This window comes from Desulfovibrio sp. MES5 (genome assembly GCF_002237645.1).
Classification (GTDB): domain Bacteria; phylum Desulfobacterota; class Desulfovibrionia; order Desulfovibrionales; family Desulfovibrionaceae; genus Desulfovibrio.
The window spans coordinates 97,070-110,764 of record NZ_MJUZ01000041.1 but is presented as its reverse complement, the minus strand read 5'-3'; the positions used below and the strand labels follow the sequence as shown (position 1 = coordinate 110,764).

The following is a 13,695-nucleotide window of genomic DNA, read 5'->3' as shown; positions in this document are numbered from 1 at the left end:
CGTAGCCAGGCAGTGTGCAGCCCGCCAGGCATGCTGAAAAATTAAGCCCGCGCAAGAGATAGCTCTTTGCGCGGGCTTTTTGCTACGCAACGGCTACATGCCGCCGTCAGCTTCCATAACTACCCCGATATCCGCTGGTCTGCCGAAATAGGGCCAGGTTGTCACGAGTACGTCCACGCCCGTGGCCGCGTATTCCGTGGCGTTTTCGCCCGTAATGCCCCCTGCGGCCAGAATGAGAATGTCCGGGCGCGTGCCCCGCAAAGCTCCCACAGTAGCGGCCAGGTCCGCGCAGGAGAATTTTTCGCACTGAACAATGTCTATTCCGGCGGCGGCGGTGAGCAGGGCGTCCTCAAGGTTGTCCACCTCGGCGGAGAGTTTTTTTTCAGGCATGCTGGCGCGCAGGTCCTGCACGCGACGGGCAAAAAACTCCATGGGCGTCTGCTGGTTGTCATTGGCGAAAAACTGTAGATGCTGTGAAAAAACCAGGATGGAGTCTGAAAGGTTCTGGCGGTGAATAATGGCTCCGCCGTTCATTGCCGCCTCAAGGCACAGGGCTTTGGCTCCGGGAAAACTTTTGCGCGTTACGGCTACCCGCACGCCAGGGCGCACGGCGGCGGCGCGCTCCACCATAAAGGCGCAACGCCGCGCAATGCCCGACATGTATTCCATAAGCGCCTGGCTTGCCTTCCAGCCCCGGTGCAGGCCCGCAGCGCTTCCCCTGGCCTCAAGAAATACCTGGTCCGCTTCGGCAACGTCGCCATTGTTGATCAGCCGTGTAACAGAGAGGCCGCAGCGCAGCAGCAACTGTTCGGCTTCTTCCACACCGCTGATAACGCCTTGCTGGCGGGGGCTGAAAAACATGGCTCCGGTATGCGCCCCAATGCCCAGCATTTCGACAGTCAGGTCCGGGCCGGGGCAATCGTCGGCCAGCAGGCCGTCAAACCACGAAGAAGATTTGGGAATATGCATGAGGTCTGCCTTTTGTTGTGAGATCGTCGGGCCGTAGCGAGAGGGGAGACGTGATTTTACTTAGAAAATGCACGGGCTGCGTGGTCTGGCCGTGCCGCGCGGCGCATCAGCGCTGTCATGCACTGCGCACCCGCAGAGTTACGCGCCGCAGCCTTGGCGAATATGTATCCGTAAAGGCAATCTGTTATACAAGAGCAATAAATCCCGCTCGGTACGCGTATTCTTGCCATTGGTCATGACCACCATGCCGCAAAAACCTGCCTTTTGCCAGTGGGCTGCACCCCGCACTCTTCGCCTGACGCAGCGGGCAAGGGCTGCCCTGGTTGCCGTTCCGACTATGGCGGCCCCCGACGCTGGCTCAGGGCTGGCCTGAACGCGCCTTATCCCTGTTTCATCTCTGCGATAAGCTGGTTGAGGGCTTGCGCCTGCCGCGCCAGCTCGGCCACCGCCTGCGCGGCTTCACCCATGGCCTGGGCCGTCTGGTTGGACATCTCGTTTACCTGCGTGATGGACTGGTTGATCTCTTCGCTGGCAGCGGACTGCTCTTCGCTGGCCGTGGCGATTGCGCCCACCTGATCCGCCGAGGCTTCAACATTGGTGACGATCTGCCGCAGGGCGTCGCCGGACTGGTTGGCAAAGAGGGTGGCTGTCTCCACCTCGTGCAGGGCCTTGTCCATGGCGGAAACGCTCTGGGAAACGCTTTCCTGTATGGCGGCAATGGCGCCGCCCACATCGTGGGTTGAGGCCATGGTTTTTTCGGCCAGCTTGCGCACTTCATCGGCGACCACGGCAAAGCCCCGTCCGGCATCGCCGGCGCGGGCCGCTTCAATGGCGGCGTTAAGCGCCAGCAGGTTGGTCTGATCGGCTATGTCCGAAATGACGCTCATGATGCGGTTGATGGCCTGCGCGTGCTCGCTGAGCTTTGCCATGTCTTCTTTAAGCTCAAGCGAAACCTTGTGCACCTGATCGATGCTTTGCAGGGCGCTTTGCACGATTTTTGCCCCGGTCTCGGCATTGACCTTGGTTTCGGCTGACACGGACGCGGCGGCGGAAGCGTTGCGGGCAACCTCCTGCACGGTGGCGTTCATTTCGTTCATGGCAGTGGCGGCTTCGCCCAGGCGCTGGGCCGACCCCACCGCCGTGTGGTCGGACTGCTCAATCTGGGCAGAAAGCTGGCTGGAGGCGGAGAAAATGATGGAAACCACCCCTTCCAGCTGTTCCGCAGCGGCAAGCATACCCTCGCGCTTGGCGCGCTCGGCGCGCTGTGCCGCCTCTTCGGCCTGTACTGTGGCTTGTTGCGCCGCAGCGGCGGCCTGCTCGGCGGCCAGCGTTTTTTGTTCACCTTCTTCAAGCAGGCTTTTTATGTTGGCAACCATATGTTCCATGCCCTGAGCAAGAACACTGAATTCGTCCTTGCGGTTTCGGGCGTGCTTGAGCAGAAGCTGTCTTTTCTCGTCCGTATCCAGCTGTCCTCCGGCCACGGCCTCAGCCATGTGGGAAAAACCGCGGGCCATGCGTGCAATGCCGCGCGCTGAAACAATGATCATGAGCCCGACAATCAACACGCACCCCCCTGCCAGCAGCAGGGCATTGGTGAACAACTGCTGCACCGGCGCAAGTATTTCGTTGCTGTCGAGTTCAAGGCCGATAATCCAGTTTTCTTCAGGCAACTGCTGGAAATAGATGATCTTGGCCTCGCCCTGGGCATCGGTGTATGTGACGCGGCCATGCTTTGTGCCGACCATCTCCCGCACATGAGCCAGCGCGCCGTCTTCGCGGGTGCGCACCTTGGGGTCCGGGTGCATGATCATCTTGCCGTTCATGTCATAGATAAAGGCAAAGCCCTTTTGTCCCACCTTGACGAGGTTGGTCGTTTCGTCCGCCAGATTGGCGTCGTCAATGCCCACGGTAACGACGCCAACTATCTTGCCTTCGCGTTTAACCGGAAGGGCAATAACCGTTGTGGGCTGCCCTGTGGTGAGGCTGACCACATCCGAGATGCTGGTGTTGCCCTTCAAGGCTTTGGGAAAATAGGGGCGCGTGGAAAAATCCGTTCCAACGGTCTTGCTGGGGCCGCTCTGCCCTCTGACATGGTGGGCGATCACCTTTCCGTCTGGAGCTATAAGCGCACCGTAGACGATATTGCCGCTGACTTCGGTGAATTCGCGCAAGGCGTTATCCACCGCTGCGGCCTGCGGTGAGGAAAGGACGTCTGGCTCGCCAGTGTTGTAGAGATTTATGTACTGCGTGATCCTGTTGTTCTGTGATACTATGGCAAGGGAATCTCTTAATCCCATAATAACGGCATGTACGCCTGAGGCCTGGGTCTGCAACACCGTTGTCATGTCGGTTTCAATCTGCGTGCGCAGGATTTTTTCTGACATTTTGTAGCTCATGCCAGCGAGCAGCACCAGACCAAGAATCGCCGGGACAAGGATGAAAAGGATCATTTTAGTCATCAAGCCACGTCTCATGAGTCCACTCCTTATAATAAACTTAAATGCCAGCCTGTTAAGAGCAGTTGACGGCCGACGACAAATGACGGGCTCTAAAGAGCACATAAAGAAGTAGATAACTGACCACTATGATGTATACTTTTAACTGCCTGAAGTTTTATATTATGGCAAGTTAGAGAAAAAATATGCCCATGCCGAAGAGTGGCGAATATGATAACCAACTGGTTTCTTGCAGCTTATGATGCACGCTAAGAGTATGTTGGCGCTGCCCAGGCGGGTCATGTAGCCTGCCTGGCAAGATGGCAGCGCGCTTGTGAATGTAAAGGCGCGCATGCCGCCGCCAGCCCGTCATTACGGAGTCTGGAGTCAGCATAGCAGATTACCTTTTGGAGTGTAAGCATTTTCACTGTGTCCGGCACAGCGATTACGGCGGACAGCCGCATGCAATGGCCACTGGCGTTTTTGCCCGTTGCGCGGGTATGGGCATGTCGATTTCGCCAGCTGTTCATGCGGCCCCGTGAACAAGAACGGGGACGTTGCGACTGCATGCCCCGCGCCAGCGCACGACAGCCAGACGAGCATTTTTCTCAGAAAGCGTGGATTGGGACAGCCAGCCCCGGAGCGAGGAAAAGAAATGCGCGAGCGTGCCGTGCAGATGGGGGCCGCGCTGGGGGGAATGGCTGGTGGAACGGCGCCGTAAACAGAAAAACCGCCCGTTCACACTGCAGTGAACGGACGGTTTTTAACTCTGGTCAGGGGCGGTTGCCCTATTGCTCGTCGCGGTCGCCCAGAAAGCCACGCGGTTTTTTGCTGTACCGGGCTGGCGGCTGGCGGCGTGAACCGGCAGCGCCGGGCTTGCGGGGACGGGGCGTTCCCGGCCTGCCGCTGTCCATTTTTGCCGTCACGCGCGTTCCAGCGATGAACACGCCCTTGTTGAGTACGGTCATCACATCTTCCGCCAGATCCGAGGCGATTTCCACAAGGCTGAAGCCTTTCTGGATGCTGATTGCGCCAATGTTGCGGCTTGAAATGCCCGTTTCGCCCGTGATCGCGCCAACCAGTTCGCGGGGACTGGCCTTTTGCATATGACCGACATTGATATGGATCTTTGTCATGGGGCCGTCATTTTCGCGCCGTTGCGATCTTGTGTCGGGCCTGTCCCCATCGCGCCTGCCGGACGGCTCGCTTGACGAACGCCGGGGGGCCATGGCCAGGGGGTCCTGCTCAAGGGGCTTGTCCTGATCGCCAAAATCCCTCTGCATCAGAAGTTTGAGCAGGGCCGCAGAGATGTCGCGGTTGGTGACTTCGCCATCGGGAAACTGCGCGGACAAAAATTCTTCCACCAGCATGAGCCAGCGCTCAAGCGTGCCGCTTTCAACGGTCTGACGCACTTCATCCAGCAGCCGGGAAGTACGGATGCTGTCCACATCGCGCAGGCTCGGCAGGCGGCCTTCGGTAATGCGGGCCTTGGTGCAGCGGATGATGTCGCGCATCTTGTAGTGTTCGCGCATGGTCACAAAGGTGAAGGCGCTGCCCACACGGCCAGCGCGGCCCGTGCGGCCAATGCGGTGTACGTATTTTTCCACATCGTGGGGGATGTCATAGTTGACGACGGCATCCACGTCGTCCACGTCAAGGCCGCGCGCCGCCACGTCCGTAGCTACAAGCACGTCCAGGCCGTCAGTGCGGAAGCGCTGCATCACGCGGTCACGCTGCGACTGGGCAAGGTTGCCGTGCAGGCCGTCAGCCTGATAGCCGCGCTGCTGCAGGTGCAGGGTGACTTCATCAACGCTGCGCTTGGTGGAACAGAAGACAAGAGCCTTGCGAAAACCCTGCGAGTCAAGCAGGCGGCAAAGCGCGTCCATTTTCTGGTGAGGCCGAACCTCGTAATAGACCTGCTCAATGGCAGGAACCGTAAGCATCTTCTGAGCGATGGTGAGCATCTCAGGATCACGCAAAAAGCGCTTGCACAGTTCGCGGATGGGAGCGGGCACCGTGGCCGAAAACAGCACACGCTGGCAGTCGGCCGGGGTCTGCTCAAGGATGGCTTCGATATCTTCACGAAAGCCCATGTCCAGCATTTCGTCGGCTTCGTCCAGCACGGCCACGCGGATGGAGTCCAGCTTCAAAGTGCCGCGCTTCATGTGATCCATAACCCGGCCCGGTGTGCCCACCACGACCTGCACGCCTTTGGCCAGGGCGCGAAGCTGCCGTTCAATGGGCTGGCCGCCATAAATGGGCAGAATGGCGACGCCGCGCTTGTGGGTGGCGAGCTTGTTCAACTCTTCTGACACCTGAATGGCCAGTTCGCGCGTAGGGCAAAGCACCAGAGCCTGCACGTTTTTGCCGGACGTCAGCTTTTCAAGAATGGGCAGGCCAAAGGCTGCCGTTTTACCGGTGCCTGTCTGTGCCTGACCAAGCGCATCCCGGCCTGCAAGCAGGGAGGGAATAGCCAGTATCTGTATGGGGGAGGGCTCTTCAAAGCCCAGATCTTCAACGGCTTTCAATAATTCGCGGGATAAACCCAGCTCTTCAAACGATGCGGTCATGCTAGTCCTGAGATAAGATTTTAACGGAAGAAAATTTCGTGGGAGAAAAATATAGCCTCATCTGGGGTAATACACAATGAGTATCATACGGTCGAATATACGTTTTTCTGCCCCGGTGCGAATAAAAAAATCTGAAGTAGGCCATAATAAACGCTTTCTGGCTGTTTGCTTTTGTTTCGTGAGAGAGTATAATCTTGAAAATGGCTGAATGTAGGGCTCTGCTCCGGCAGCCAACTTACGGCCTTTAACAGGAAGGACGGTTTTTATGGGCGCATTGAGTATACAGCATTTGCTGGTCGTGCTGGTAGTGGTAATGTTGTTGTTTGGCTCTAAAAAATTGCCAGAAATAGGCGGCGGACTTGGCAGGGCTATCAAAAATTTCAAGAAGGCGACCACGGAGCCGGACGAAATTGACATAACCGCTCGCAATAACGGAAACGATCACAATAAGTCCGCCTAACAGGTCGGATCAGAACGACTTTTAACCGGTTTATGCAAGCCCCGGGTCTTGGCCCGGGGCTTTTGCGTGGCTGACGCTGCATGTGCAAACAAAACCCCGGCGTTGGCCGGGGTTTTGTTTGCATTGTCGGTCCGCAGAATGCCCGGCCCAAATGACTGCCTTTAGCGCTGGATGCGCTGCCGCTATGGGAGAACTGATAGCCGTCGCAAATGCAGGCTCTTGCCGCTTGCGGCATGCCCGTACTGGCCCGATTGCCCCACATTGGCCGGTACTGGCCCATGTTGGCGGGTTCCAGCGTGTGAGAGCAGGCTTTGCAGGCGCAGTCAAGGCGGCTATGCCCCACGGCCAGGGCACGCTCTTGCGATAAATGTTTTAGGGGGGTGGGGGAGAAGACCCTTGTGCAAAAGGGTCCTTCCCCCACAAAGCATTTTAACGTGACACTGTTCTAAAACCTAAAACGCGGGGATCAGTTTTGCGTCAGTGACCTTGAGATTCTTGAGCAGGGCTTTTCCTGTATTCAGGTCAGGGCCGACAATGGAGGTCACGGCAAAGGTTTTGCCGTTGGAGCCGAAGTACGAGATGCCCTTGGCCCCGTCCTGCTCAAAGGACGACACGTAGAAGCCGTTTTCTTCCTTGGGGGCGGTGGCGGCAATGCCGCCGCTCTTCATGCCTTTGATGGTCTGTTCGGCCACGTCCTTGGCGCTCATAGGAGCGTCAACCACAGTAACGGTCACGGCAGTGCCGTCTGTGGTGTTCTGAAATAAAACAACGCTGGAACCCTGCTGACTGATGATTTCGTTGGGCTGTGTCCAGTCACTGGGGAGCGTGATGGAAAAATGGGGGGTTTTCACCTCGTTAGCCAGGGCAAGGGTGGCGCAGAGGGTAAGGGCGGCAGTGAGAACAAGGCCAAGAATGTTTTTCATATACGGATTCTCCAGGGTCATACAGGTGCTTTAACGCAACTGTGGGTTTTATTGGTATGTTGTGGAACGACAGGTGCGGTTTAGAGTATTTTACCTTTGAAAAAGTTACATACTCTGCTGCTGCACAAGAGCGCAGCGCGCCGCAACCTAGGGTGGACTCTGCCGAAGATCACATTTTTCGGCAATAAAAATTGAAATGTGAAGTAGTTCAACGGTAATCTGGTCTGGAGTCCCTGAGCAAATACAAAAATATTTGTCGGGGGCTGTACGTCATGCGCGCCTGTTATCCACATTTGCGGGAATGGCGGCGGGGAGATGTTTGGGGCCTAGTACTGGAGCGGCATGCGCGGGCAGGCGTCGTATGTTTTTTGCCGCCGTTATGTGCATGCCCTATGCGAAGGTGCTGCGGGGCGCTCAAACCAAATAAGGGGGCATGCGCAAGCGTGCCCCCTTATTTCAGATCGTCTCAAGAGGGTCAGCCTTTAAAGTTTTTGGCTGCGAATTCCCAGTTAACCAGCTTTTCCAAAAAAGCTTCAATAAACTTGGGGCGGGCGTTACGATAGTCAATATAATAAGCATGCTCCCATACATCGATCGTCATAACAGGGGTATCGCCGGTGCGCAGCGGGTTGCCCGCAGCCCCCAGGTTTTGGATTTCCAGCGCGCCGCTGGATTTTTTGACAAGATATGTCCAGCCTGAGCCGAAGTTGCCGGCAGCTTTGGCCGAAAACTCTTCCTTGAATTTGTCGAAGCTGCCCCATTGTGCGGCAATGGCATCAGCCAATGCGCCTTCGGGCTTTCCGCCGCCATTGGGCTTCATACAGTTCCAGAAAAACGTGTGATTCCAAACTTGAGCGGCATTGTTGTAAATGGGCGAATCAGGGGCTTTTTTGATGATCTCTTCAAGCGGCATGTCCTTATAGTCGGTGCCTTCCTGAAGATTGTTCAGATTCGTAACATAGGCCCTGTGGTGCTTGCCATAATGATATTCCAGTGTTTCCTGTGAGATGGCGGGTGCAAGGGCGCTCATAGCATAGGGAAGTTCGGGCAGAACTCGTTCCATGGTTAACTCCTTATGGTATGTTTTCGTGTTGAAAAATTGACAGACCGATGCCTCCTCCCCAGAAAGTTCTTAATTCCCAGCATAGCAGTTGATAATAGATAGTCAATATTGTTTGCTGCCCGGAGCGGTAGCAATGATTTGTTAAGGAAATAAAAATATAAATATATTTAGTTAGTTACTCTTATTTGTGGTATAGGTTGCAAGATTTTGCCCCTGTAATAACCCCATCCGGGTGTTCTGGCGTCGCCAAATGAAACCTTGCGGGCGCCAAAGGCCCACTAGGCCAGATTAACTTTGAAATGCTTCACATTTCAAAGTTGTCATTCTGCAGAAAAATGCAATTTTCTGCAGAACCCACGCCATGTTATGGCGCGCGCATTCTCGCGCAGCGTTAGAGCATTCAAACTTTTTCAAAGTTAAAAAGCTCTAAACAGCCCTGTCTGCTGCGTTTGTATGCGTTGTACGATGCCTTTCAAAGACACTCAGCCAGTATTCCCATCGAGGCAGGGAAACAGATTGTCCTGTTTAGTGCATCTGACTTTGGCAGCAGCTGGCGCAGGCGACCCTTGAGATGCTGTGTGCCGGGAAGGCACTGTCTCAGAAACTCCCGCTTCAGATCAGAAAATCCCTTTGAAGCATACTTACATGCAATAAGAGTTTTAGAGGGGGCATGGGAGAGGAACCCTTTTGCAAAAGGGCCCCCAAAAGTATTTCAACGTGTTCCCCAAAATCGGTTTGCCCGCATCGGCACGGCGCGTCAGCTGAAAGCCGTAGCTGCGTTCGTAAGCGAGCGGTACCGCCTGCTCGCGAAAATAAAGACCGCCAAACCCACGCACGGAGCGACTGCCAGGGCCAAAAATGCCGCGCTGTAGCTGATATAGTGCGCGAACAGGCCGCCGTACGTTGTGCTGAACGCCGCGCCGATGCCCTGAATGGTAAGCACAAAACCCAGGCCCAGATTGACGTGCCCGCTGCCGCGCAAGATTCTGGCCACAATACCCGGCGTGGCAACGCCCATCAGGCCGCTGCTTATGCCGTCCAGAATCTGCACAGGCACAACACTCCAGGGGCTGTCGTAAAAACCGGCCACAAGGCCCCGCACCGGCAGAGCCAGCAATGCGATCAAGAACAGCATGCCATAACCGCGCCGAAGCGCTATCCACGCGCCGAGGAGCGCTGTGGCTATCATGGTCACCTGGGCAATGATTACTGTCACTCCGGTGTAGGCCGCAGGATTCACGGCAAAGCGGGCGACGGCCGATTGCCCCAGAAGGGGCAGCATGGCCGCGTTGCCGAGATGAAAAAACGCTAGGGTAATGGCTATGGCCAGCAGGGCGCGGTCAGAAAAAAGCGCCCGCAGGGGGATTGGCGCGGTTTCTGGCTTTCCTTGGGTTTCTTCAAGGCCGCGCGCCGTTGCATTGTCAATGTGCGCGGGGTTGATGCCGCCGAGGCAAATAATGCAGAGCACCCCCATGCCTGCCATGACAAAAAAGACGCCAGGAATGCCGTAGTAATAGCCGACAACAGTTCCGAGAACAGCCGTAGCGCCGTTGCCAAAATGGTTCCATGCCTCATTCTTGCCAAGGCGCGCAGGCAATCCCTTCTGGCCGACCATGCCCAGGGTTATGCCGGAAAGGGTCGGGGCAATGGCCGCTGCCAGAGCGCCCTGCAATATTCTGGATGACCAGACGGAAACGGTGTTGAACCATAAAAAGATGCCGCCGCAAGCCACAACAATCAGAATAACCGTGGAGCCAAGGAGCAGCCGCTTTTTGTCGGCCCTGTCTGCAAGCGCGCCCAGAGGGGTGGTGCAAAGCATGCCAGCAAGCCCGCCGGCCGTCATGACATAGCCGATTTCGTCCGGCAGCCAGCCTTTGCTTTGCAAAAAAACTCCAAAAAATGGCCCCAGACCGTCACGTACGTCGGCCAGCGCAAAACAGAGCAAGGAAAGGAAGGTCAGGGATCGTGCCCTGGATTCGGTGTGCATAAGAAACTCGCGAGGATGGGATATTATAGCCTACGCACGATTCATATTTTATTTATTGAGGGTGTGCAAGAAAGATTATCAATAAAGAAAAATAGGGTTCATTCTGTCAGAACTGATTTGTCGATATGTCATTTACTGCCGTAAATATATTTATTTCTATCATGTTGCAGAGGATCAGTTTTTATACTTGCCTGTCTGTGGCTCTGCGATCCAGTCATGAGCCCGTTGCATTCCTGTTAGTATAGGCAGCTCGGCCTGAGGGGCACGACTGGGCCGGGATGACGGGGCCGGGATGCCTGATCGGGGAAGACATGCTTCTGGCCTGCGTGGCGGCTGTAGGGCCAGGCAACAAGCTGCCCTTGAAGGCAGCGCCCGCAGTTTACGCGCTTTACGGCATTCGTCTGATGCGCACGCATGGGGAAAGAATGTGGTATGCAGTATTTATCCAATGGATGTGGAGATCAAAGCCGCATTTCTGTGCATCTCGACGCAAAGGCGGTTGTTTTGCTTGTTGAAAAGTAGAGTAGTACCTTGAATATTGCTAAAAATAATTTTCTCTCCGCTTATGTTTTTATGTATTGTTTGTCGTGGAATTGATGGAGAAACATGGGCTGTTTAAAGTGCCATCAGACAGAGTTTTTATGGATAAAATATGATTTCAAACCTGAAATACAAGTCATACTATCGTATAATACCATGTTTTTTAATGTAATAAAATTACTGTTTCATGGCCTGGTATAGTGTGATACGCTCTTTGTAGGAAAACAGTTTCAGTAAATAACGTTTTTGTGTATTAAAATATAGATTGTCTTGTTTTCATCGCAAGTGACATCGCACGAAAACTCGTTGCAATAATTTGCTGGCTCTAATCTTTCAACTGAGTCGACCGATTTGGAAAGCAATACTTTCTCCAGGGTGAAGATATGAAAATTTCGCATAAGCTTTTGTGCATCAGTTGTGTTCCTTTGCTGGCCTTTTTAGTTTTAAGCGTCATCTACTCCCGCATCTGGAGTAATGAAAAAGACGCCATTGTTGAAATCAGGCATAACATTGACCTGGTTATTCCCACTTCGCACCTCATCCACGAACTACAGAAAGAGCGCGGCCTGACCAGCGCCTTTCTGGCTGGCGCGAACAGAAGCGACATGGACAGGCAACGCAAGCAAGTGGACGCCATTCTGGCCGATCTGCCCGCAACCATCAGCGCCGCCCCCCTGAGCGCCGAGCAGGTGCAGGATTTCAACGCCACGCTCAAAGAGGTGGCGGCCGTGCGCCAGAAGGTAGAGCAGGGCGGCAAGCCTGTGGATATGCTGGCTGCCTATACCGGCCTCATTGCCCGTGTAATGGAACATGAGAAAATCGTTGCCAATTTACGCAATTTTCTTGGCATCGACAAAATATTCACCACGGTGGAACTTCTGGAAAACGCCAAAGAAAGCGCTGGCCGGTTGCGCGCCGCTCTTTCCGGCGTGCTCACCGCAGACAAGGGCATAACGCTGGAAGCCTTTCAGCGGCTGGTGGCGCTCAAGGCCCAGATGGACGCCAATGTCTTTTCCAAGACAATGGTTTTGGTGCCCGAAGGGCGAAAAACTCTGAACGCAATGCAAAGCTCTCAGCCCTGGCAGGACGCCGACAAGGCTTTTTATGCCGTGCTGGCCCATTACGGGGAGGGCAACTTTGGTTTTTCCGGCGAGGTGTTCTTCAAGAACATGACGTCGATCATTGATACCATGGCCAACGTACGCGACATAGAGTTCGCCGCTCTCGAAAAAAACATGAACCAGACCTATGAGCAGGCATCCGCCACGCTCACCCGTATGTACCTTGTCATGGGTGGAGCGGTGCTGTTGATCCTGCTTATGGTTGTTTTGGTCATACGTTCCATCAATGGGCCCATCAGGACGCTCATCAACTATGCCAACGAGGTTGCCTCCGGCAGGCTTGACGTACCGCAGCTCACGGGCATGCGACACGAACTGGGGGCCTTGTGTACGGCCCTTAATATAATGATAGCCAATCTGGACAAAATGCTGCGCCAGTCCGAGCAGGCCAGCCAGCGCGCCCAGGAAGAATCGCAAAAAGCCCGTGTGGCCATGGAGCAGGCCGAAGAGGCCAAGATCAGGGCCGAGCGGGCCAAGGCCGAGGGCATGCTGGCGGCGGCGACCCAGCTTGAGGGCGTGGTGAAAGCTATGGGTGAAACAACGCAGACGCTTGAGGGGCATGTGCTCCGGGCCGAACGCGGAGCGGGCCAGCAGGCCTCGCATATTACGGAAACCGCAACCGCCATGGAAGAAATGAACGCCACCGTACTGGAAGTGGCCAGAAACGCGGGACAGGCCTCCGACGCTTCCGGCGCCACCCGTGAAAAGGCGGGCAGCGGGGCTTCCGTCGTGCATGAGGCCATTAACGGCATGGAAACCGTGCGCCAGCAATCGCTCAAGCTGCGGCAGAATATGGCGCAGCTGGATGATGACGCCAAGGGCATTACCCAGATTATGGGCGTCATTTCCGACATTGCGGACCAGACCAATCTGCTGGCCCTGAACGCCGCCATTGAGGCGGCCCGCGCTGGCGACGCCGGACGGGGCTTTGCCGTTGTGGCCGACGAGGTACGCAAGCTGGCCGAAAAAACCATGGCCTCCACCACGGAAGTGGGCCGGACAATCGCTGCTATCCAGGCCTCGGCCAGAGAAAGCACCAGTCAGATGGATGAGGCTGTGGTCTCTGTTGAAGAGGCGACCCGTCTGGTCAACCTGTCAGGCACAGCTTTGCAGGAAATCGTCAGCATGGCTGACGTCACGGCTGATCAGGTGCACGCCATTGCCACGGCCGCCGAGGAACAGTCGGCCACATCCGAGGAAATTAACCGCTCGCTGACGAATATCAACGGCATTTCCGGCGAAGTGGTCAACATCATGCACGAGTCTGCCAAGGCCGTGCAGGAGGTTTCCACCCAGGCTGATGTGCTTAATCGCCTGATGGAAGAAATGAAAAAATCAAGCTCCGTATAATATTATGAAATACGGGAAATAATCTGCGCTGCGGCGCGTGGACGCACAGGGAGATTCGGCAGTGTGAGTCTGACTGGCCGCACTGCAACCGCCAGTGATCACTGCACCTCCGGGATTGCCTGAAGCCCCAGGATTGCTGTTTTTCGCCGCCGTGCAGCAGTGTGCCGCCAGAGGCCTGGCTGATAGGCTCAGCGCAGATCGCGGGCTTTTGGCTAAAGGCTGAAGCCACGTCGTGCCGGTAACCGTTTTTGACTTTGGCCGAGCTTCAGGCCCTGGC

General features: G+C 55.6%; 8 protein-coding genes. 2 read left to right on the top strand and 6 right to left on the bottom strand.

The window, feature by feature from the left end; genetic code table 11:
• Nucleotides 1-93: 93 nt before the first annotated feature.
• The 3 genes from modD to BCS36_RS10840 form a co-directional block, all read right to left on the bottom strand.
• Nucleotides 94-969: a ModD protein gene (modD, locus tag BCS36_RS10850; RefSeq protein WP_291302910.1), complete on the bottom strand. Its 876-nt coding sequence runs from the start codon at nucleotides 967-969 to the stop codon at nucleotides 94-96.
• A gap of 380 nt (nucleotides 970-1,349) precedes the next feature.
• Nucleotides 1,350-3,443, bottom strand: a complete 2,094-nt coding sequence (locus tag BCS36_RS10845) for a methyl-accepting chemotaxis protein (RefSeq protein WP_291302909.1) — start codon at nucleotides 3,441-3,443, stop codon at nucleotides 1,350-1,352.
• Between the two features lie 749 nt (nucleotides 3,444-4,192).
• Nucleotides 4,193-5,974, bottom strand: a complete 1,782-nt coding sequence (locus tag BCS36_RS10840; RefSeq protein ID WP_291302908.1) for a DEAD/DEAH box helicase — start codon at nucleotides 5,972-5,974, stop codon at nucleotides 4,193-4,195.
• Nucleotides 5,975-6,239: 265 nt separating this feature from the next.
• Here BCS36_RS10840 and BCS36_RS10835 point away from each other — a divergent pair, with 265 nt between their 5' ends.
• Nucleotides 6,240-6,434 carry a twin-arginine translocase TatA/TatE family subunit gene (locus BCS36_RS10835; RefSeq protein ID WP_291302907.1) on the top strand — a complete coding sequence of 65 codons (195 nt, stop codon included), beginning with the start codon at nucleotides 6,240-6,242 and terminating at the stop codon, nucleotides 6,432-6,434.
• 452 nt (nucleotides 6,435-6,886) lie between these two features.
• On the opposite strand, the gene BCS36_RS10830 is transcribed toward BCS36_RS10835, so the two are convergent.
• From BCS36_RS10830 to BCS36_RS10820, 3 genes are all read right to left on the bottom strand, one after another.
• Nucleotides 6,887-7,357, bottom strand: a complete 471-nt coding sequence (locus tag BCS36_RS10830) for a hypothetical protein (RefSeq protein ID WP_291302906.1) — start codon at nucleotides 7,355-7,357, stop codon at nucleotides 6,887-6,889.
• A 475-nt stretch (nucleotides 7,358-7,832) separates the two neighbouring features.
• Nucleotides 7,833-8,420 (bottom strand): superoxide dismutase, encoded by a 588-nt coding sequence (locus BCS36_RS10825; RefSeq protein ID WP_291302905.1) that lies wholly within the window; start codon nucleotides 8,418-8,420, stop codon nucleotides 7,833-7,835.
• A gap of 757 nt (nucleotides 8,421-9,177) precedes the next feature.
• On the bottom strand, nucleotides 9,178-10,407 hold the full coding sequence (locus BCS36_RS10820; protein WP_291302904.1) for an MFS transporter: 1,230 nt from the start codon (nucleotides 10,405-10,407) through the stop codon (nucleotides 9,178-9,180).
• 923 nt (nucleotides 10,408-11,330) lie between these two features.
• Between BCS36_RS10820 and BCS36_RS10815 the strand changes: the two genes are divergently transcribed.
• Nucleotides 11,331-13,418: a methyl-accepting chemotaxis protein gene (locus BCS36_RS10815; RefSeq protein WP_291302903.1), complete on the top strand. Its 2,088-nt coding sequence runs from the start codon at nucleotides 11,331-11,333 to the stop codon at nucleotides 13,416-13,418.
• Nucleotides 13,419-13,695: the final 277 nt, after the last annotated feature.

Bases quoted from the DNA above. Each gene is read 5' to 3' on its own strand.
- modD (WP_291302910.1), bottom strand. From the start codon at position 969: ATGCATATTCCCAAATCTTCTTCGTGGTTTGACGGCCTGCTGGCCGAC.
- BCS36_RS10845 (WP_291302909.1), bottom strand. From the start codon at position 3,443: ATGAGACGTGGCTTGATGACTAAAATGATCCTTTTCATCCTTGTCCCG.
- BCS36_RS10840 (WP_291302908.1), bottom strand. From the start codon at position 5,974: ATGACCGCATCGTTTGAAGAGCTGGGTTTATCCCGCGAATTATTGAAA.
- BCS36_RS10835 (WP_291302907.1), top strand. From the start codon at position 6,240: ATGGGCGCATTGAGTATACAGCATTTGCTGGTCGTGCTGGTAGTGGTA.
- BCS36_RS10830 (WP_291302906.1), bottom strand. From the start codon at position 7,357: ATGAAAAACATTCTTGGCCTTGTTCTCACTGCCGCCCTTACCCTCTGC.
- BCS36_RS10825 (WP_291302905.1), bottom strand. From the start codon at position 8,420: ATGGAACGAGTTCTGCCCGAACTTCCCTATGCTATGAGCGCCCTTGCA.
- BCS36_RS10820 (WP_291302904.1), bottom strand. From the start codon at position 10,407: ATGCACACCGAATCCAGGGCACGATCCCTGACCTTCCTTTCCTTGCTC.
- BCS36_RS10815 (WP_291302903.1), top strand. From the start codon at position 11,331: ATGAAAATTTCGCATAAGCTTTTGTGCATCAGTTGTGTTCCTTTGCTG.